The organism is Ensifer sp. 22521, assembly GCF_052044795.1.
In the GTDB taxonomy this organism is placed as follows: Bacteria; Pseudomonadota; Alphaproteobacteria; order Rhizobiales; family Rhizobiaceae; genus Ensifer.
Genome location: NZ_JBQENM010000005.1, coordinates 103,331 through 123,166, shown reverse-complemented (window position 1 = coordinate 123,166; position 19,836 = coordinate 103,331). Strand labels below are relative to the sequence as shown.

At 63.4% G+C, this 19,836-nt stretch carries 20 protein-coding genes; 10 read left to right on the top strand and 10 right to left on the bottom strand.

Features of this window, described 5'->3' with window-relative positions; all coding sequences use genetic code 11:
- Positions 1-382 precede the first annotated feature (382 nt).
- On the top strand, positions 383-1,141 hold the full coding sequence (locus tag ACTJKE_RS08535) for a gamma-glutamyl-gamma-aminobutyrate hydrolase family protein (protein WP_110880168.1): 759 nt from the start codon (positions 383-385) through the stop codon (positions 1,139-1,141).
- Between the two features lie 44 nt (positions 1,142-1,185).
- Here the strand turns inward: ACTJKE_RS08535 and ACTJKE_RS08530 are convergent, their stop codons facing one another.
- The 3 genes from ACTJKE_RS08530 to ACTJKE_RS08520 all read right to left on the bottom strand — a co-directional run bounded on the left by ACTJKE_RS08530 (position 1,186) and on the right by ACTJKE_RS08520 (position 3,878).
- Positions 1,186-2,154, bottom strand: coding sequence for a 2-hydroxyacid dehydrogenase (locus ACTJKE_RS08530; RefSeq protein ID WP_440691720.1), 969 nt, complete (start codon positions 2,152-2,154; stop codon positions 1,186-1,188).
- Positions 2,155-2,180: 26 nt separating this feature from the next.
- A complete protein-coding gene (locus tag ACTJKE_RS08525) occupies positions 2,181-3,203 on the bottom strand; it encodes a LacI family DNA-binding transcriptional regulator (protein ID WP_057254582.1) in 1,023 nt (340 codons plus the stop codon).
- Positions 3,204-3,380: 177 nt separating this feature from the next.
- Complete coding sequence (locus ACTJKE_RS08520; RefSeq protein ID WP_440691718.1) at positions 3,381-3,878, bottom strand: MarR family winged helix-turn-helix transcriptional regulator; 498 nt, start codon at positions 3,876-3,878, stop codon at positions 3,381-3,383.
- Positions 3,879-3,992: 114 nt separating this feature from the next.
- On the opposite strand from ACTJKE_RS08520, the gene ACTJKE_RS08515 reads away from it, so the two are divergent.
- From ACTJKE_RS08515 to ACTJKE_RS08505, 3 genes are all read left to right on the top strand, one after another.
- Entirely contained in the window at positions 3,993-4,784 is a 792-nt protein-coding gene (locus tag ACTJKE_RS08515; RefSeq protein ID WP_440691716.1) for a creatininase family protein, read from the top strand.
- Between the two features lie 78 nt (positions 4,785-4,862).
- Positions 4,863-6,266 (top strand): hypothetical protein, encoded by a 1,404-nt coding sequence (locus ACTJKE_RS08510; protein WP_440691714.1) that lies wholly within the window; start codon positions 4,863-4,865, stop codon positions 6,264-6,266.
- Positions 6,267-6,328: 62 nt separating this feature from the next.
- Complete coding sequence (locus ACTJKE_RS08505; protein ID WP_440691712.1) at positions 6,329-7,207, top strand: glycosyltransferase family 2 protein; 879 nt, start codon at positions 6,329-6,331, stop codon at positions 7,205-7,207.
- 24 nt (positions 7,208-7,231) lie between these two features.
- On the opposite strand, the gene ACTJKE_RS08500 is transcribed toward ACTJKE_RS08505, so the two are convergent.
- Positions 7,232-8,323, bottom strand: a complete 1,092-nt coding sequence (locus ACTJKE_RS08500; RefSeq protein ID WP_440691710.1) for a glycosyltransferase family 4 protein — start codon at positions 8,321-8,323, stop codon at positions 7,232-7,234.
- A gap of 189 nt (positions 8,324-8,512) precedes the next feature.
- On the opposite strand from ACTJKE_RS08500, the gene ACTJKE_RS08495 reads away from it, so the two are divergent.
- From ACTJKE_RS08495 to cysE, 3 genes are read left to right on the top strand one after another with little or no spacing between them, the layout of a single operon-like run.
- Complete coding sequence (locus ACTJKE_RS08495; RefSeq protein WP_440691708.1) at positions 8,513-9,613, top strand: CobW family GTP-binding protein; 1,101 nt, start codon at positions 8,513-8,515, stop codon at positions 9,611-9,613.
- Positions 9,613-10,602, top strand: coding sequence for a WD40 repeat domain-containing protein (locus tag ACTJKE_RS08490; RefSeq protein WP_058326855.1), 990 nt, complete (start codon positions 9,613-9,615; stop codon positions 10,600-10,602). Before ACTJKE_RS08495 ends, ACTJKE_RS08490 begins: the two co-directional genes overlap by 1 nt.
- Positions 10,603-10,612: 10 nt before the next feature.
- Complete coding sequence (cysE, locus tag ACTJKE_RS08485) at positions 10,613-11,440, top strand: serine O-acetyltransferase (protein ID WP_440691706.1); 828 nt, start codon at positions 10,613-10,615, stop codon at positions 11,438-11,440.
- A 33-nt stretch (positions 11,441-11,473) separates the two neighbouring features.
- On the opposite strand, the gene ACTJKE_RS08480 is transcribed toward cysE, so the two are convergent.
- The 3 genes from ACTJKE_RS08480 to ACTJKE_RS08470 all read right to left on the bottom strand — a co-directional run bounded on the left by ACTJKE_RS08480 (position 11,474) and on the right by ACTJKE_RS08470 (position 14,540).
- Positions 11,474-12,661, bottom strand: coding sequence for a ZIP family metal transporter (locus ACTJKE_RS08480; protein WP_440691704.1), 1,188 nt, complete (start codon positions 12,659-12,661; stop codon positions 11,474-11,476).
- Complete coding sequence (locus ACTJKE_RS08475; protein ID WP_440691702.1) at positions 12,658-13,785, bottom strand: multicopper oxidase domain-containing protein; 1,128 nt, start codon at positions 13,783-13,785, stop codon at positions 12,658-12,660. Before ACTJKE_RS08475 ends, ACTJKE_RS08480 begins: the two co-directional genes overlap by 4 nt.
- A 308-nt stretch (positions 13,786-14,093) precedes the next feature.
- Positions 14,094-14,540, bottom strand: a complete 447-nt coding sequence (locus ACTJKE_RS08470) for a glyoxalase superfamily protein (protein WP_057254571.1) — start codon at positions 14,538-14,540, stop codon at positions 14,094-14,096.
- Positions 14,541-14,821: 281 nt separating this feature from the next.
- Here ACTJKE_RS08470 and ACTJKE_RS08465 point away from each other — a divergent pair, with 281 nt between their 5' ends.
- The 3 genes from ACTJKE_RS08465 (at position 14,822) to ACTJKE_RS08455 (ending at position 16,625) form a co-directional block, all read left to right on the top strand.
- On the top strand, positions 14,822-15,457 hold the full coding sequence (locus tag ACTJKE_RS08465; RefSeq protein ID WP_440691700.1) for a LysE family translocator: 636 nt from the start codon (positions 14,822-14,824) through the stop codon (positions 15,455-15,457).
- 1 nt (position 15,458) lies between these two features.
- Positions 15,459-16,082, top strand: coding sequence for a hypothetical protein (locus ACTJKE_RS08460; RefSeq protein WP_440691698.1), 624 nt, complete (start codon positions 15,459-15,461; stop codon positions 16,080-16,082).
- Between the two features lie 144 nt (positions 16,083-16,226).
- Positions 16,227-16,625: a VOC family protein gene (locus ACTJKE_RS08455; protein WP_440691696.1), complete on the top strand. Its 399-nt coding sequence runs from the start codon at positions 16,227-16,229 to the stop codon at positions 16,623-16,625.
- A 22-nt stretch (positions 16,626-16,647) separates the two neighbouring features.
- Here the strand turns inward: ACTJKE_RS08455 and ACTJKE_RS08450 are convergent, their stop codons facing one another.
- From ACTJKE_RS08450 to odc2, 3 genes are all read right to left on the bottom strand, one after another.
- On the bottom strand, positions 16,648-17,274 hold the full coding sequence (locus ACTJKE_RS08450; RefSeq protein ID WP_440691694.1) for a LysE family translocator: 627 nt from the start codon (positions 17,272-17,274) through the stop codon (positions 16,648-16,650).
- Between the two features lie 197 nt (positions 17,275-17,471).
- Positions 17,472-18,062 (bottom strand): GNAT family N-acetyltransferase, encoded by a 591-nt coding sequence (locus ACTJKE_RS08445; RefSeq protein ID WP_058325267.1) that lies wholly within the window; start codon positions 18,060-18,062, stop codon positions 17,472-17,474.
- An 88-nt stretch (positions 18,063-18,150) separates the two neighbouring features.
- Complete coding sequence (gene odc2 / locus ACTJKE_RS08440; RefSeq protein ID WP_234793116.1) at positions 18,151-19,290, bottom strand: ornithine/lysine decarboxylase; 1,140 nt, start codon at positions 19,288-19,290, stop codon at positions 18,151-18,153.
- Positions 19,291-19,836 lie beyond the last annotated feature (546 nt).

The following is a 19,836-nucleotide window of genomic DNA, read 5'->3' as shown; positions in this document are numbered from 1 at the left end:
ATGATTTCGTCTAACGCCCCGAAAAAAGTACCGAATCCCAGAATAACCACAGGGCCGTGCCGGCAAGACCCAAGAGTTCAACTCAATAGTGCGAACCGCGCTGAACAGTACTCGGTTTCTGCAACCAAACATAGGTATCCACGACACAAAAGGCCCGACTGCAACTTCGACAATTCAGCGATGCTGGCGGACGATCCAGAATTTGCGTGCGCGATGGTTACTCGATCTTAAAGAATTACCTGCGATTTCCTGCCGTTTTTAGTTCGTGTTCGCTACCGATCCGCCTTGGATCAGCGCGGTGATCACGCTCACTACGTTCTCAGTTGACTTTCATCAGCATCTGAAGGCAAGGCTTTTCTTAAGCGTATTACGGAGCCTGATGATGTCGAAACCTGTCGTTGCCATCCCCTGCGATTTCCGCGAATTCGACGGCAATGTCTGGCATGTCGTTGCCCATCAATATGTGCGCGCCGCCGTCGAAGGCGCCGGCGTTATGCCCTTCCTCATCCCGGCGCTCGAAACCGGCAACGACATTGACGAAATCCTCGACCGCGTCGACGGCGTGCTTGCAAGCGGCGCCCGCTCCAATGTTCATCCCTCGCTCTATGGCCGCGAGGCCAAGGACAGTGACGGACCTTTCGATCCCGGCCGCGATGCGACCAGCCTGCCCCTGATCCGGCGCGCGATCGAGCGCGGTGTGCCGTTGTTTGCCATCTGCCGTGGCATCCAGGAACTGAACGTCGCACTCGGCGGCACGCTGGCGAGCGAAATCCAGGATCAGCCGGGGATCTGGGATCACCGCAAGCCTGACGTGAAGGAACTCGACGTTGCCTATGGCATCCGCCAGGACGTCATCGTCAAGGAAGGGAGCTGCCTCGCGCCCGTGCTTGGCGCCGGCCGCATCCGCGTCAACTCGTTGCACCGACAGGCGATCGGCGCCGCTGCTCCGCGCCTGGCTGTCGAAGCGGTGGCTGACGACGGCACGATCGAAGCGGTTTCGGTGATCGGCGCCAAGGCCTTTGCCGTCGGCGTACAATGGCATCCGGAATACTGGGTGCGCACCGACACCCCCTCGGCCAGCCTGTTCAGGGCCTTCGGCGACGCGGTGCGGACTTATGCCGCCGGCCGCATGGCCGCCTGACATCACGGCTTCCGCATCGCCGCCTGAGGCAACGACGCCGGGTGTCAAATCACGCGTCGGCTGAACGGCGTTTCCGGCACCGGTGTCAGGGCACTTCCGGTCGCAAGCCAGGCTGCGATATTGTCGACGACGAGATCGGCCATGGCGTTGCGTGTGACCACCGAGGCCGAGGCCACATGCGGCAGGAGCGACACGTTCGGCAGCGCCATCAGCGCGTCCGGCACCTGCGGCTCGTTCTCGAAAACGTCGAGGCCCGCACCGGCAATCACCCCGCTCTGAAGCGCCGCGATCAGCGCCGGTTCGTCGACGGTCGAGCCGCGGCCGACATTGATCAGCACGCCGTTTCCGCCGAGTGCCACGAGAACCTCCGCATTCACCGTATGGCGCGTCGCCTCGGTGCCGGGCACGATGACAATGAGCGTATCGACCGCCGCCGCGAGGCCGACGAGCGTCGGATGGTAGGCATAGGGCAGGCCTTCGCGCGGGCTACGCGTGTGATAGGCGATCGACACCCCGAAGGCTTCCAGCCGCCTGGCGATCGAAAGCCCGATGCGACCGAGGCCGTAAAGACCGACGCTTCGGCCGCGCAGGGACAGCGGCGACAGAGGAAACGCGCCCTCGCGGCTCCAGCGTCCCTGGCGCAGCCATCGTTCTGCCTGAGGCAATTGCCGGAGTGTATTCAGCAGAAGACCAACCGCCGTGTCGGCCACCTCTTCGGTCAGAACATCCGGTGTGTTGCTGACGGCAATGCCCTTGGCGGCGGCATGTGCGACCTCGACGCCGTCATAGCCGACGCCGAAATTGGCGATGATCTCGAGCTGCGGCAGGACATCCATGAGGGCACCGGGCAGCCGGCCGGCTACGGCAACCGCTTTCACGTCCTGCATATCCGGCGTCACCAATGCCGGATCGGCGCTCTCGATCCTGACGACTTCGAATTGCCCGACCAGTCGATCGATGACCCGTTGATTGATCTTTCCGGGCACGAGAACGGGCGTGCGGTTCACAGACATGGGCAGCTCCTGTCGGGAGGGAGATCTCAGGCGATGACGCGCAACGGGCCCGTTGATTGGCGGATGCGCATTTCCGGCTTGATCAGATGGATACCGTCGGGTTCGTGGCTGCCGGAAAGCTTGTCGAGCAGCGCGCGGGCCGCACTGCGGCCGACGTCGGCCTGGCCATTCCAGACGGTGGTCAGCGCCGGCGTGGCGATCGACGCCTCTTCAAGGTCGTCGTAGCCGGTGACAGAGATATCGACGCCGGGCACCAGGCCGGCGCGGGCGATGCCGTTCATCATGCCGATCGCCACCAGGTCGTTCCAGCAGACGACTGCCGTCGGCTTCTGCGGCAGGGAGAGCAGATGCACCGCCGCCTCGAAGCCGCCCTGTTTCGTGCGGGGACCGGGGATGCGCAGCTCCGGATCGACCTCGATATTGGCCTTGCGCAACGCGTTGACATAGCCCTGATAGCGGTCGCGCCCGGTCGACGTCTGATCGGTGCCGCCGACCATGGCGATGCAGCGATGGCCAAGGCCGATCAGGTGGTTGGTGGCAAGCGAGATGCCGTAGGCGTCGTCGCCGCGGAAGATCGGCACGTCCACGCCCTCGATCGAACGGGCGATCAGGATCGCCGGCATGCCGTTGTCCTCGGCAAGCTGGATGTCCTCCAACGGCGTACCGATCGCAGGCGACATGATCACGCCATCACCGCCGAGCTGCAGCAGCGTCTCGATGAAATCGCGCTGCTTGTCGACCGAATCGTAGTGGTTGGAGAGAATGAAGGTCTGCTTGTCGCGGTCGAGCTCCGCTTCGATGGCTTTGAGGATTTCCCCGTAGAACGGGTTCATGATGTCGTGCACGACGACGCCGATGATGCCGGAGCGGGATGTTCTGAGACTGGCGGCGCGGCGGTTGTAGATATAGCCGAGCGCGCGGGCCTGCTCCTTGATCTTATCGCGGGTGACGGTCGCCACCAAAGGACTGTCGCGTAGAGCCAGGGATACCGTTGCCGTCGAAAGACCGAGTGTTTCCGCGATCGTCGAAAGCTTGACCTTTTGCGCCACGATGCCCCCTGTAGCCTTGTTCCGCCCTCGGCCGCAGCCCCACAATCCAATCCGAGTGAGGTTCTTGCAGCATGCCTCACGGCACTTTTCGTACATCCCAACGGACGTACGCGTGCCATAAATTTAAATCCCTTTTAAACTGTTTAAATCGCCACGGCAATATGCGGCGAACAAGGCTCAGTCGGCGGCCCGTGCGGCCTGGAGATTACTGTCGACGGCGCGCAGCAGTTTCATCAAAGTGCGCACCTGCTTGTCGGTCAGGCCGCGTGTCGCGAGCTTTTCCGAATGCTGCCCCGCCTCGGCGATGATCTGCAGCCGGTTGCGGCCGGGCTCAGTAAGATAGACCTTGGTGAGCCGCGCATCGTCCTCGTCCGGACGGCGCTCGAGGAAGCCCTGCGCCTCCATCCGCCCGATCGTGCGGGTCATGGTCGGCGCCTTGACCCCAAGCCTGGCGGCAAGCCCACCAGCGGTCATGCCGTCGGCTTCGGCCAGCGCCAGCATTACGCCGTCCTGTCCGGCGTAAAGACCACTTTCAAGCAGATTGCGGGAGAGTACGGTGCGCATGGAACGCGCAGCCTGGACAAGGATAGCGGCAAGATCGTGTGGCTCAGTCAGGAACTCGTCCTTCTTCTTGCCGTTCTTGCCTTTCTTTTCGGCCTTGTTCTTCTTGCCCATTGGACCTCCTGCCGAATCCCCGAGTCGAACACTTATAACAATACAGCTTGCGATTACGAACTGTATGACTCAAATAACAATTTTACGACAATTGACGTGGAGGATCGAAGAGAAATGTCGATGCCTGAGCCGCGATGGCAGGACAATCGGACCGACCTTCCGGCCGACGCCCGCCGTGACTGGATCGCCGTTCTGCCGCTCGGCGCCCATGAACAGCACGGTCCCCATCTGCCCTTCGAAACCGACACGCTGATTGCCGAGGGTATCGTCTCCCGCACGATCGCGGCCCTGCCCGCCGACCTGCCGGTGACGTTTCTGCCGGTCGAGCCGGTCGGTTATTCGATCGAGCACATGGATGTCGCCGGCAGCCGAACCCTTGCCTATGGCGAGGCGGTCGAGCGCTGGCTCGGCATTGCCGGTGATCTTCACAACCAAGGTATCCGCAAGTTCGTGATGCTGAACGCCCATGGCGGCAACTCGCCGTTGATGACGATCGTCGCGACCGAAGCGCGCGTGCGCTTCAAAATGCTGGCCGTCGCGACGAGCTGGACCCGCTTCGGCCAACCGGACGGATGGATTAAGCCGGAGGATAAGGCGTTGGACATTCACGGCGGCGACATCGAGACATCGGTGATGCTGGCGCTCCATCCGGACAGGGTCGACATCGCCAAGGCCGCAAACTTTGCGTCCCGCCAAGGCGAATTTTCTGAACGCTTCAAGCATCTGCGCGCTTACGGTCCCCACGCCTTCGGCTGGAAGATGCGCGACCTGAATGGCGAAGGTGTCGCCGGCAATGCCTCGGTTGCCACGGCGGCACGGGGTGAGATTTTGATCACCCATGCCGTCCGAGGGTTTATCGAACTCCTTGACGACGTCAGGGATTTCGACCCCGACGAACTGGCTTGAGGCCGCGCCGGCAAACACTTTCTTTGTGCTTTTGCGCTATCAGATGCCCAAATGCGCGCGGCGTAGGGCAGAGAAACCATGGCGAAGATCATTGCGCTCGGCGCCTATTTCTACCAGGCGGTCATTGCCTTCGGCCTGCTGATCGTCGTCGCCCACTGGTTGGCGCCGGCCGACTATGCCAGCTACTCACTGTTCATCTCCATCTGCCAGTTCGCGGCGATCGCCGCCTTCGAATGGGTGCGTTTCGCCTGCATGCGTTTCTACCCTGGGGCGGATGCGGACAGTGAAGCGGCGGAGCGGCGGGCGATCCTGACCGAAGCCCTCGCCTGCGCCATGCTGTGCCTGATCGCGGCGGGCGTGTCCTTGATCTTCGGCGTGCCGCCGGTCGTGGCGCTTGTCGGCGGCCTGGTCTCGATCGCACAAGGCGGCAGCGATCTGCATCTGACCATGCTGCGTTTTCGCCAGGATTTCCGCGCCTTCTCGGTGCTGCAGGGCTCCCGCGCCACCATTCTCGCCGCGGGTACGCTCCTCGGCGCACTCATCTCGCCAAGCTTCCTGTCGACCGTCGCGGGCCTGCTCTCCGGTTACGTTGCCTATGGCCTGCTTGCATTCCTTCTTTCCCGCCGCGCCGACACGCGCCCTGTCGCCGCGCTCGACAATGCCCGTATCCGCAAGCATCTCATCTATGGCAGCGTCTCGGCCGGGGCGGCGACTGCCGCCATGTTCGCGCCGCTCGCCCTGAAAGCGATCTTCACCTCCGCGCTCGGCGCGACGGGTGCTGCCGGCGCCCTGCTTGCGCTCGACCTGCTGCAACGCCCGTTCGTGCTCATCGTTTCGGCCCTTCAGGCGATCCAATATCCGGAGATCGTCGCCGCGCATGACCGGACCGACGATCGCGCCGCTCTTCCCCGCCAACTCGGCCAATACTACGCGCTGCTGACGAGCTTTGCGCTGATGATGGCGGCCGGCATCTTCGCTGCACTTCTCCCGGCCACCTGGCTCGTCATCAGCCCGGACCTGCAGCAAGGTTTCCTCGCAACCGCGCCTGCCATCATCGTCCTCTCGCTCGTTCGCACGCTGACGCAGATCATGCTGCCGACGCCGCTGCACCTGAGGCAACGCCTTGCGTTGATCCTGCTGCTCGCCGTAGCCGACTGCGTGCTTCTAAGCCTTGGAGCATTGGCAGTCCTGGCCTTGGCTGGGGCGAACGATGCGGCGTTGGCCTGGGGCAGCGCCATCGGCGCAATCCTCGCCGCCCTGGTCGGCCTTCGCCTGATATCCTCGCTCGCCTTCGATTTCTCCTGGCCACCCGTGCTCTTCGCCGCCGCCGGACTTGGCGCGGCCGTGCTGGCCTTCTCCCTCTCCGGTGAAACCAGCTACGTTACGATCGGTGCCGGTATTGTCGTCGGCGGTCTGCTCTGCCTGCTCTCGCTCAACCAGTTGCGGCTGATGATGCGGTCGCCGAGACCTGGCGCGGCCTAGGCGCTAAGAAAAACTGCACGAATTTCCGGTAAGATCGCGCCGAAAAGAGCGGAGAGCGCCCCATGAACATCGTCGTCGGCATAGCGACCGCGGGCCGCCGCGAGGTCCTTTCCGAAACCCTGCTGCATCTGACGCGGCAGACGCGACTACCGGACGCCGTCGTCATCTGCCCAAGCACGCCGGAGGACGTCGACGAAGCCAGAATCGGCTCGCTTCCCTTGAAGGCCCGTATCGTCGCGGGCAACAAGGGTTCCAGCGCACAGCGCAACGCCATCCTCGACCAGGCGACAACGGCCGATCTGATCGTCTTTTTCGACGACGATTTCCTGCCGCGCAGCGATTTTCTTACCGAGGCTGAAAGGCTGTTCGATCGCGAGGCTGATCTCGTCGTGGCAACCGGCGTGGTTCTGGCCGACGGCATTCATGGCACGGGCATATCGATTGCCGATGCCAAGGCGATCCTCGAGACGGATCCCGGCGCTCACCCGCACGATATCACACAGCCGGCCTTCAACGCCTATGGCTGCAACATGGCCTTCCGCGTATCGGCGATTGCCGCCGAACGCACCCGTTTCGACGAGCGGCTGCCGCTCTATGGCTGGCAGGAGGATGTCGATTTCTGCCGGCGTCTGGCCGCGCACGGGCGCATCGTGAAATCGCCGGCGCTGCGCGGCGTCCACCTCGGCAACAAGCGCGGCCGCACCTCGGGCCTGCGCTTCGGTTACTCGCAGGTCGCAAATCCGCTCTATCTGCGCAACAAGGGCACGGTCGGACTGAAATGGGCACTTCGCCTCATGGGCGGCAACTTCGCCGCCAACATCCTCGGCAGCCTCAAACCGCAAGGCCTCGTCGATCGACGCGGTCGGCTCAAGGGCAATCTGATTGCATTTGGTGATTTTGTCCGGGGTCGACTGGATCCGATGCGGGTTCTCGACCTTTGACGCTCCAAGGTCGCGCGGAATGGATCAGGTGTGCTGCGCCGCCAGCATGTTGAGCAGCACGACCGCACTCCCGTCCCAGGAAAAGCGCTTCGCATTGTCAAAGCCGGAACGCCGCAAATCTCGGCGAAGGGCCTCGTCGGCGGAGATCGTCCGCATCGCGTCGACCAAAGCCTCCGTCTTCAAGGGATCGAAGTAGCAAACGGCATCGCCGCAGGCCTCGCGGACCGGCGGGATGTCGGCGGCGAGCACCGGGCACCCCTGCGTCATTGCTTCCAGCGGCGGGATGCCGAAGCCTTCATAGAGGCTGGGAAAGACGAAGGCGACAGCGCGGCGCTGCAGCCCGGCGATCTCCTCGTCGGTCAGGCGACCCGGAAAGACCAGGTTGCCCTTCGATGTGGGCGCGATATCGCGGAACACGGTCGGATCGGTGCCACCCACGACCACGAGCTTGTGGTCGCCGGCACCGAGTGCCTCGAAAGCGCGCACAGCAAACTCGACATTCTTGTTGGGCTTCAGCGTGCCGACCAGCAGGAAGAAGGGCGTATCGGCAAGCCCGAGCCGCTGGATGACGCCCTCGTCCGGCAGAAGTCGCGCGAAGTGATCCGTCGCGTTGTAGATGACGTCGATGCCGGTCGCCGACACGCGGAAGACATCGGCAAGCTCCTGGCGCGAAAAGTTCGAGACGGTGCCGAGCTTTGCTCGCCTTGCAAGGATGAAACCGAGCGCCCCATGAAACAGCCGGTAGCCGCGCCCGAACGAGGCCGGATGGCGAAACAGGGTGACGTCGTGGATCACCACCACCTGGTCGCCGTGCAGCACCGGGCCGCTGCCGCCGAAGCCGATCAGCATATCGCGGCGCGCGCGCCAGTAGAGCGCACCCTGCTCCCAGACATGGCCCGGTCCGGAGCCGAACGGCTCGACCGAAATCGCCTTGAGCCCGAGATCGTCGACAGCCTTGCCCGGAGTAAGCAGCCGCCAGCGCGCGTCCTTCAGCGCATGCGGCACCTGCCCGGAAGCGATGCGCGCATCCAGCGCTCGGGTCATCTCACGGGCAAAGCGCTGCACGCCGGTAAGCGGCTGGGTCAGGAACCGGCCGTTGATGGAAATCGTCTTCACCTGCACACCCCTAGGATCTGCCGCGCACTCTCTCCGATTTTGATGAAAGGAGGGTTATCGCAGACCGCTGAGGCGATCCGCCCGCGCCCGCCAAAATCGCCCGCGCCATTTGCGCATCGCCGCCGCATCTCCTATATGAAACCCGACTTGGATGCCTGCCCGCCGCATCCGGAAATCCTAGAGGTTCCCATGACCGAAACATCCCCGCAGAAGCCGATCCCCGTCACTGTGCTCACCGGCTATCTCGGCGCCGGCAAGACGACGCTTTTGAACCGCATCCTCAGCGAGAACCATGGTCGCAAATACGCGGTCATCGTCAACGAGTTCGGCGAGATCGGCATCGACAACGACCTGATCGTGGAATCCGACGAGGAAATCTACGAGATGAACAACGGCTGCGTCTGCTGCACCGTGCGCGGCGACCTGATCCGCGTGGTCGAGGGCCTGATGCGCCGCCCCGGCCGCTTCGACGCGATCATCGTCGAGACGACCGGCCTTGCCGATCCGGTGCCGGTCGCCCAGACCTTCTTCATGGACGATGACGTGCGCGCCAAGACCGAGCTCGACGCGGTCGTTGCGCTGGTCGATGCCAAGCACCTGCCGCTGCGGCTAAAGGACAGCCGCGAGGCCGAAGACCAGATCGCCTTTGCCGACGTCGTGCTTCTCAACAAGACCGACTTGGTCACGCCTGAGGAACTGGAGCGCATCGAAGCGACCGTGCGCGTCATCAATCCGTCGGCCCGCATCTACCGCACCCAGCGCTCCGACATCGATCTTGCCAAGGTCCTCGATCAGGGCGCCTTCAACCTGGAAAGGGCGCTGGAAAACGATCCGCACTTCCTCGACCAGGACGATCATGACCATGATCACGCCTGCGGCCCGGACTGCGATCACGACCATCACCATCATGATCACCACCACCATGATCATGACCACGATCACGACCACCATCACCACCACGATCACGCGCCTTCGCCGATCCATGACGTGACGGTGCAGTCGATCTCGCTGCGCGGCGGCGAAATGAACCCGGATCGCTTCTTCCCCTGGATCCAGAAGATCACCCAGACGGACGGCCCGAACATCCTGCGCCTGAAGGGCATCATCGCCTTTGCCGGCGACGCCGAGCGCTATGTCGTCCAGGGCGTGCACATGATCATCGAGGGCGATCATCAGCGGGCGTGGAAGGATGGCGAAAAGCGGGAGAGCCGTCTCGTCTTCATCGGCCGTGATCTCGATCGTGAAAAGCTCGAGCGCACCTTCAAAGCCTGCGAGGCGCAGCCGAACTGATGCCGACTGTCGCTCCCCTCGATCTCGAAGGTCACGTCGTCGGCGTGGCCTTTCTCAAAGGCGTCCCCTTCTTCGCCGAAGCCACCGGTGCGATCCATCGCCTCAACCTCGGCCACAAGACGACGGAGGTCCACGAGGGCCTGCTGTCGCTCGTGGTGGACGACGCCAACGACACGCTGCTGACCGGCGGCGAGGACGGCAAGGTCATGCGTACGGCCGCCGACGGCACCACCTCGCTGGTCGCCGAAGCGCCACGCAAGTGGATCGCGCAAGTTGCGGCAGGCCCGCAAGGCGCCGTCGCCTATGCCTATGGCAAGACTACGCATGTGCGTCTTGCGGAGGGGACGACGAAGGAATTTACCGAGGAACGCACCGTCGAGGGCCTTGCCTTCGCGCCGAAGGGTTTGCGCATCGCCGCTGCCCGCTACAACGGCGTGTCGTTGCACTGGGTCGGCACATCGGGCCAGCCGATCGACCTCGAATGGAAGGGCGCCCACACCGGCGTCACCTTCTCGCCCGATGGCCGCTTCCTCGTCACCACGATGCAGGAAAACGCGCTGCACGGCTGGAAACTCGACGCCAAGCCCGGCGCGGAAGCCCGCCACATGCGCATGACCGGCTATCCGGCCAAGGTGAAGTCGGTCTCCTGGTCGGCCAAGGGCAAATGGCTCGCCTCCTCAGGCGCCCCGGCCGCGATTGTCTGGCCCTTCCAGGGCAAGGACGGCCCGATGGGCAAGGCGCCGCTGGAACTCGGCACCCGCGCCGACATCATGGTGACCTCGGTCTGCTGCCATCCAGCCGAAGACATCGTCGCGATCGGCTATCAGGACGGCATGATCCTCGGCGCGCGCTTTGCCGACAGCAAGGAAGTGCTGCTGCGCCGACCCGGCAAGGGCGCCATCACCGCCATGGCCTGGAACAAGGACGGCCGGCAGCTCGTCTTCGGCTCCGCCGAGGGCGACTGCGGTGTCGTCGATATCGCGGGATAACAGGCAAACAATGACCGCAGGCGCAGAAGCTCCACTCTATGCTGATTCGGCCGTCGTGCCTCTGGCGGACGGCGAAGTCTGGAACCGCATCCGTGCGGAAGCCCGGGCGCTCGCCATGCGCGAGCCGGTCATGGAGCAAACCCTGCGGCCGATCACCGAGGTGCGGTCGGATGCGGCTGTGCTCGCAGGTGTTCTCGCCTCCCGCCTTTCCGTTGCCCGCGTCGACGAACGATCGCTGGCGCAGCTGCTTTCGCACGTCTTCGAAGCCGATGCAGAAGCTCTGCGCGCTGCCGAAGCGGACTTGCAGGCGGTGATGGAACGTGATCCCGCCTGCCCGGGACTGCTGCATGTCCTCCTCAATCTCAAGGGCTTCCAGGCGCTGCAGACCTATCGCGCCGCCCATCGGCTCTGGACCGATGGCCGCGAGGACATCGCCAACTGGCTCTCGAGCCTCGCCTCGCTTGTCTTCGGCCCCGATATCCACCCGGCCGCCCGCATCGGCAAGGCGGTGATGCTCGACCATGGATCCGGCATCGTCATCGGCGAGACCTCCGTGATCGAAGACCAGGTTTCGATCCTTCAGAACGTCACGCTCGGCGGCACCGGCAAGGAAACCGGCGATCGGCATCCAAAAATCCGCCAAGGCGTGATGATCGGCGCCGGCGCCAAGATCCTCGGCAATATCGAGGTCGGAGCCTACAGCAAGGTCGCGGCCGGCAGCGTCGTACTGAAGTCCGTGCCGCCGCGCACCACGGTCGCGGGCGTGCCGGCAACGGTGGTGCGCATTCACCGTGTCGACGAGGTGCCGGCGGCAGAGATGGACCAGACGATCGTCTGATCCATCTGCGCCCGCGTCAGACCCGCTCCCGCTTCAGATCTTCACCAGCGCGGCGGTGACATACATGAAGGCGGCGCCGGTCGCGAGACCGGCCAGAACCGGCGGCGTCCGGAACACGTCGCGCCCGCGCTCGCTTTGTCGCATCAGATAGGCGCCGACTTCGACGATCACCTGCAGGATCGCCCCTGCACCAACCGCTAGCGCCAACGCCGACCACTGCGCCGAGGTCGCAAGGCTTCCGAGCCACATGCCGATCACCGCCGGACTGCCGGCAAGCAGCGTCAGCCCGACGAACGTCCAGATGGATGGCCTCTTTTTCAGGATCGGAGCGGCAATGCCGATGCCCTCGGTGACGTTGTGGAGCGCAAAGCCCAGCACCAGGAAGGTACCGAGCCCAGCCGACCCCGCCGCAAAAGCGGCACCAATCGCCAGCCCCTCGCCGAGATTGTGCAGGCCGATCCCGAGCGCGATGTAAGTGGAAAGCGCAAGCCCGGCCGGCGCACCGCTTCGCCGCCCGATCGCCATCAGCAGAAGGAAACTGCTTAAGGCCGCCAGCACCACCATGACCGGCCCTTGGAAGATCGCGGCCGCCTCGCCGGCAAGTTCGAGCGCTTCTGCACTCGCATCGACAAACAGGAAGCCGAGCAAGCCGATCGTCAAAGACAGCAGGAAGGCCATGCCGTCGCGACCGACGCCACGCAACACCGGGTAGAACATCAGGCCGACGGCCACCGGCACGATGCCGACAATAAGGCCGACCAGCGCCTGCAGTCGCAACTGGCCCGTCGTTGCCTGCGGCGTCGGCACGGCGACGGCAATGTCATGCGCAAAAGTGGCCCCGGTGTTGGTCACCACCTTCACGGCATGCGCCTCGCCCAGCATCCATGGGAATGGCAGGTTCAGCCACGCCGCCCTGCCCCGCTCGATCGCTCCCGGCGGATCCTGGGTGAATTGCCAATAGGCGTCGTCCACCTGAACCTGCGCCACTGTCATCGGTTCGGATCCACCGGCGCGAACAAGGAGACGAAGGCCGCTATCGTCGAGCACGGTCCTTTCGAAAGTCAGGTTTTCGATAGGCGGCGCACCATTGCGAAATCCTGACAACGGATCCGCCGATAGAATCCAGGCAACAGCAATGGCAAAGGCGATGAGAGGCAGCGCCAGCCACACCAGGTTGGTCTTTGCCGCGCGGATCGCAGCTCTCGGCAGGGTCTCGTTCATGCCAGCGCCTCCACCACATCGAACATGCCGACCCAGCCGAGCTCGGTAAACTCGGTCTGATGCGGGTGGAACATGTAAAGACCGGGCTCATGCTCGGCGAAGGTGAATTCGAGGATGCCGCGCTGTGCCTGGCACTGGGTTATGAGATCGACGGTTTTTAATGTTGGCGTCAACGTCGTGCCCTGATCGTAATAATCGAAGAAATTGGCGTGCAGGTGAAACGAGTTGATCGGGTCGAACTCGATGACATTGACCAGATAGATGCGTACCGGCTTGTCTTTCACGATCCGGATCGGCCGCTTCATGAAGGCGTGAGCGACAGTGTTGACCGCATAGAATTCGTTTTCGGCATCGAAATTGGTGTCGAAGGCGTTCATCACCATCACCAGTTCCTGCCAGCCGGCATTCTCCGGCGTGCCGAGCAGTCGGGAGCGGGCGACGTCCACATGTTCCGGCCGGCGCTCGGGATCGGGGTCGATGATGAAGGCGCCATACATGCCCTTGTGGATATGTCGGCGCAGCGGCATCGCATGGCAATGATAGAGGTGGCAGCCAAACGGCTTGGCGTCGAACTCGTAAATGAACTCATCGCCGGGATCGACCATGCCGGCACCCGGCACGCCATCCATGCGCGCGGCATGAATGCCATGAAAGTGGATCGAGTGGGGATGAGATGCGTAGTTGCGAAAGACGATCCGCAGACGCTCGCCCTCCTTTGCCCGAAGTGCTGGCCCCGGCACGCGGCCATTATAGGTCCAGGCCGGAAAGGTGATGCCGGGCGCGATTTCGATGTCGCGATCCTGCGCGGTCATCTCGAAGGTTCTGAGCGTTCGTCCATCCGGCAGCATCGAGACCGTACCGGTCTCCCAATCGGTCAGCATGTCGGTCGGGTCGAAACCGTTGACGGTGCTGTCGACATCGCCGATCGTCATCATCGCCCCATGCCCCATGGCGGGCATCGTATCCTGGGCGGCCGCCCCCGCCGGCGCAGCATGACCGGCATGGCTCGCCTGCTGTTGGCCCAAGGTGGCGCTGGTGCAGATCGCGGTCCCGCCCGCCGCCGCCAGCCCGCCCATCAGAAGGCTCCGCCTTCGGAGCAGGTCTGGTCTCGTCGGCTTGTCCATTTTTGGCCCCTCTCTCGATTGGATAAGCCACGCGCCGCGCTGCGATGGCATAGGTCAGCAATGCGCCACATGCTTTTGCAAATCATTTGCAGCTACATCAATAATGCAAATGCAACTCATTCGCAACTAACCTCGAATCGAGCGCTCTTGCGCAGGGACCCAAGGGACCGATCGCTTAACGCCGCAACTCCCATCTGCCCTGGAACGAAAACGTCCCCGGAAGCAGCGCTTCGGGGACGTTGATCGGAAGCCGTTGCACGGACCGGAAGCGGGCTCATCCGCATCGCAAAGCCCGACCGGCGCCAGTTTCACCATTCGAGTTCGAGTTGAGGAAGCCCGTTCGAGGTTTTTTCGATCGTCCGACCCGTCTCATCCACCGTCGCAGTGACCCGTTGACGGAAGGCCGAGAAGCTTTCGAAGGTGACGACGTCGATCGGTTCGTCGAATTTCATCGTCAGGCGATAGCGCCCCGGCTGCGCCGTCAGCGCCTGCACCGACAGGATCTCGCCTTCGAAAGCCTGGCCGAGATAGCGCCCCTTCACCCGCGAGCCCAGCATCCAGGGATTGAAGGGCGGCCGGTTGCCGACGGAGGCATGCAGCGTGTTCCAGTCGCGAAAGCCGTATTGCGCGGCGATCAATTCAAGCGAGCGGGAATGGCCGATGGTTTCGCCTTCGGCAGCAAGGCGGGTACGCAGGCGCCTGGCCTGATCTTTCAGGGCATCGAGTGAGGGAAGCGTGGTTGTTCCGCGCGTCATGAGAGGGTCTCCTGCAGCGGCATGCATTCCTTGGAGATGGGAGCCCGCATTGCCACCGGTTCGCATGCCGTTTCGGCTGACCGTGTCTCGAAGAAGGACTTCACCAAAGCATGACGCTCGCGGACGGCAGGGACCTTCACCCTGCCGTTTCCATAGGGGATGCCGTCTCGACTGTCAAACTTGGCCCGGAAGAGCGGCGATCGTGCAGGCGCAAAAGACGATTGCGCACGCGCAAAAGCTGTGGGACGACTACGGCGCGGGAGACGACGAGGGAGGACATCATGACCGACATGACGATACTCGCATTCGCGCTGGTTGCCTTCATCGGCATCGCGACACCGGGCCCGACGGTTCTGCTCGCGCTCACCAACGGCTCGCGTTATGGCGTGAAGCGCGCAATCGCCGGCATGCTCGGCGCCGTGCTCTCCGATTTCGTGCTGATCGGCGCCGTCGCACTCGGTCTCGGCGCCCTGCTCGCCGCCTCCGAATTCTGGTTTACCGTCGTCAAATGGCTGGGCGCCGCCTACCTCGCCTTTCTCGGCATCATGCTGTTGCGGTCGAAAGGGACGATCCAGGTCGCAACCGAGGCAAGCGGCTCCGGTCATCCCGTTTCCACGGTCGCCATCTTCCTCAAGAGCTTCCTCGTGGCCGTCACCAACCCCAAGGGCTACCTGTTCTTCACCGCCTTCCTGCCGCAATTCATCGACGCCGCTGCACCGCAAGCACCGCAATATGCCATCCTAGCGCTCGTCTTCGCCTCGGTCGATCTTGCCGTGATGTTCGGTTATGCGCTGCTCGGTGCACAGGCCGCGGCCTTCCTCAAGCACTCCGGCGCCGTCTGGCTCGATCGGCTCTGTGGCGGCGCGCTACTGGCGCTCGCCGGCTCGCTCGCCCTCTATCGCCGCGCCACCATCTGAAATGCTGTTTCGTCAGCACGTGCTCGCAGTCATCGCCAGTGGCGACGTGACCTTGGCCTTCCGACGCTGGACGAAGCCGACGGTCAGGGCCGGTGGTACGCTGCGCACCGCAGTCGGCGTTCTCGCCATCGATGCCGTCGACGAGGTCGAGGAAGGCGCAATCACCGACGGCGACGCCCGTAAAGCCGGCTTTGCCGACCTCGGCGCTCTCTTGAAAGAGCTTGCCGCTCGCCGCGAGGGCTGTTGCTACCGCATCGCCTTCCACCGAGCCGGCGACGATACACGCATCACGCTCCGGGAAATGTCCGACTTCGGCAGCGAAGAACGGGCAGAGATCGGCCGCAAGCTCGATGACTTCGACGGCAGCGCGGGCATGGCCTGGACGATACCGGTGCTCACGCTGATCGCTGCCCGCGACGGAACGACCGCCACGGAATTGAGCGCCGCCATCGGCATGGAAAAACTGACACTCAAGACGCGTATCCGCAAACTGAAGGAACTCGGCCTCACCGAAAGCCTTGCCGTCGGCAATCGCCTGTCCGAACGCGGCCGCGCGTTTCTCAAGGGGGCAGTAACGCACAAAAAGGCGGACGGCGCCGAGGACACCATCCGCTTCTCGTCTTGAGGCACATGCGATCCACGGCAACACAGCGCGAACACCATCGTTGCGCGTATCGGTGGCCCCTTCTAATCCCGATTGCCACTGTTGCGTGCCTGGAGCAGGTGTGAGACGACTTGCCACCGAGACGGGCAAGGCGAGGAGACAGGCATGATCGGCTACACCATGGTCGGGACGTCGGACCTGAAACGTGCAGAGCGTTTCTATGATCCGCTGATGACGCTGATCGGCCAGGAACGCTGCTATTGCGACGAGCAGGTGTCCTCGTGGGGCCGAAAGGACGACGACAAGGCGCCGCGCTTCTTCGCCTGCTACCCCTTCGACACGCGTCCCGCCTCGGTCGGCAACGGCGCCATGACGGCCTTCCTGGTGGAAAGCGCCGGGCTGATCGACCGGTTGTTCGAAATCGCAATGGAGCGCGGTGGTAGCGAAGAGGGAAAACCGGGCTTCCGCCCGCAATACGGAGACGGCTTCTACGCGGCCTATGTGCGCGACCCGGACGGCAACAAGCTTGCCTTCGTCGGCTACGACGCGCGCACGGAGACCTAGTCGGTCCTTTGCCCGGGCACCCCTAGCGTCGCGTCGACCACCCGAACCAGATCGCCACGGCCGCGAGCATCAGTGCGAGCACGCGTCGCACCAGGCGTTCGCGGGACGGTGAGTTGAGGACCGGCTCCAAAGCCCCTGCCAGAAGCACGATCGCGGCATGCACCGCAGTCGCGACGCCCACATAGATCGCAGCAAGCGTCAGGTTCTGCGGCAACAGCGGCCGGGCGTCGTCAACGAAGGTCGGCAGGACGGTTACGAAGAACAGGGCCGCCTTCGGATTGAGCAGATTGGTGATCAAGCCACGTCGAAAATAGAAGGATACCGGCTTGCCGCTCGGACCGGCCTCCTCGCCGTTGCCGTTCCAGGCGTCGAAGGCAAGATAGAGCAGGAAGCCGACCCCTGCCCAGCGAAGTGCGCCGTAGAGCATGTCCGACTGACCGACGAACTCGGCAACCCCGAAGGAGGCGGCGAAGCCCACGAGTGCCAGGCCGAGCGCGACGCCGGCAACGGTCGCCATGCCGGGCCGAAGCCCCTCCGAGGCCGCAACCATGGCGAGGTAAGCCATGTTCGGCCCGGGCGTCAGTTCGATGATGAAGGATGTCAGCAGAAAGGGCAGCAGGGTCGCTGCCCCGAGAATGAACGGATCCATGCGGGAGATTTCCATGCACTTGCAACGAGGCCTTGTCCGCAAGGACAGGTCAGCGACGCCGCGTTGTCAAGGAAGATCACGAAATCATCGGGAGAGAGCGCCCGGCCCATGGGCGTCTGCCCCCTCACCGGTCGCATCGGACCAGCGAGGGAGCAGCGAAAAATCCGCCTCCGCAGGGTTGGAGGCGGAAAGGGGTATCAAGCCGCGCGGCGGACCGGCGGCATCGTCAGCTTACGGCCGCTGGCGACGATCAGGCCGGCAGCGCCCTCAAGCCAGTTGTCCCGAAGCTCGAGCGCCAGGAACCGGTTGCGCTCAAACGGGCCGGGCATGACGAGGTGCTGCGTGCGGCCCGCGAAGAAGCCGAAGCGCTCGTAATAGGCGGCGTCGCCCACGAGCAGGATCGCGCCATGGCCGCGGTTCTTGGCCTCTTCGATCGCCGCCCGCATCAGCATGCCGCCGATGCCCTTGCCCTCATGATCAGGATCGACCGCGAGCGGACCGAGCAGCAATGCCGGCAGGGCATGGCCTTCGCGGTTGACACCGGCTTCAACGTTCCAGAGACGCACCGTGCCGATCACATGACCGTCGATATCACGCGCGACGAAGGCAAGGCCCTCGGCCGGCAGCCGGCCACTGCGCAGCTTTTCCGACGACTTGCGGCGCCGCTCCGGCCCCATGGCACGGTCGAGCAGGTTCTCGCGCGCGACGACGTCGCCCGGATTTTCGGCATCGATTACAAATGTAGTGGGCGCAAAGAATGCGCGCAGGGCGTCAACAACAGCGGCCATCGGGGCCTCCCGTCATCAAAACCGCTTCAGGCGGACCGAACAAAAATTGTGAAATGGCGCTCCCGCCCGAAGACGGGAGCAATCCGGATCAGATTACGTAGGCCTTCAGCGGCTCGAAGCCGTTGAAGGCGACGGCCGAGTAGGTCGTCGTGTAGGCGCCGGTGCCTTCGATCAGAACCTCGTCGCCGATCGAAAGCGTGATCGGCAGCGGATACATGTTCTTCTCGTAGAGCACGTCAGCCGAATCGCAGGTCGGGCCGGCGAGTACGCAAGGCTCCATTTCGTCGGCATCGCGCGCCGTGCGGATCGGGTAGCGGATCGCCTCGTCCATGGTTTCGGCGAGACCGCCGAACTTGCCGATGTCGAGGAACACCCAGCGATGGGCGTCGTTGTCCGACTTCTTCGACACCAGAACGACTTCCGCCTTGATCACGCCGGCGTTGCCGACCATGCCGCGACCGGGCTCGATGATGGTCTCCGGGATGTTGTTGCCGAAGTGCTTCTTCAGGGCACCGAAGATCGCCTGGCCGTAGGCTTCCGCCGTCGGGACGTCCTTCAGGTACTTCGTCGGGAAGCCCCCACCCATGTTGACCATCTTCAGCTCGATGCCGCGCTTGGCAAGCTGCACGAAGACGCGCTTGGCATCCGAGAGAGCCGCATCCCAGGCGTCGAGCTTCGTCATCTGCGAACCGACATGGAACGAGACGCCGTAGGAGACGAGGCCATGCTGATGGGCATAGACGAGCACGTCGACGGCCATCTGCGGGACGCAGCCGAACTTGCGCGACAGCGGCCATTCGGCGCCTTCGCCATTGGTCAGAACGCGGCAGAACACACGGGCGCCGGGAGCGGCACGGGCGATCTTCTCGACTTCCTCATGGCTGTCGACCGCGAACAAATTGACCCCAAGCGCATGGGCGCGGGCAATGTCGCGCTCCTTCTTGATGGTGTTGCCATAGGAAATGCGGCTCGGGGTCGCACCGGCATCGAGCGCCATTTCGATTTCAGCGACGGACGCGCAATCGAAGGAGGAGCCGAGACCGGCGAGAAGGCGCAGGATTTCCGGCGCCGGATTGGCCTTGACGGCGTAATAGATCGAGCTGTCGGGCAGCGCGTGACGGAAGGCCTTGAAGTTGTCGCGCACGACGTCGAGGTCGACAACGAGGCAAGGACCTTCGGGTCGTCGGGTGTTGATGAAGTCGATGATGCGTGCCGTGGTCATGGCCATATTCCCCTGATCCAAAATGCTCCGCTTTCGCGGAGGACAAAGGGCATACGCGCACATGCGCTGGAACCAGCCGGTGGAGACCCCGGAACCATGCATGCGCTCGATGCGCGAACGGTGAATCAAAGCCCGCCTAGGCTTCAATTCGGCTTTGTCTGCCATGGATTGGAGGGGATAACCCAACCGCACTTCCGGCAATGAAGGTGTGCCTCTTCAGTAACCCCGGCTGTTGGAAAGCCGGCAGACACCAGAAAGGCCCGCACCGTCGTTGCTTCAAGATGTCCTCGCATTTCCCGGTTGGCCGGAATAGCGACTGGAGGGGTTAGTTCCAGGTACCTTACCGATACCCTCACCTAATCGAGGGTCGGCGGACACCCACAGGCACGTGCGACTTTGGGCAAGGGCGTAGGTAAGAAAAAAGCCTGTCGCAATCAAGAGTTTTTTCGCACTGGCAGTTGAATTTTTTTCCAAGCAGGCAAAACTGGCGGTGTTCACAAACATTGAACGATCTGCGCCGGATCGATCACTGCTGTAAATTATTGAAAAGGG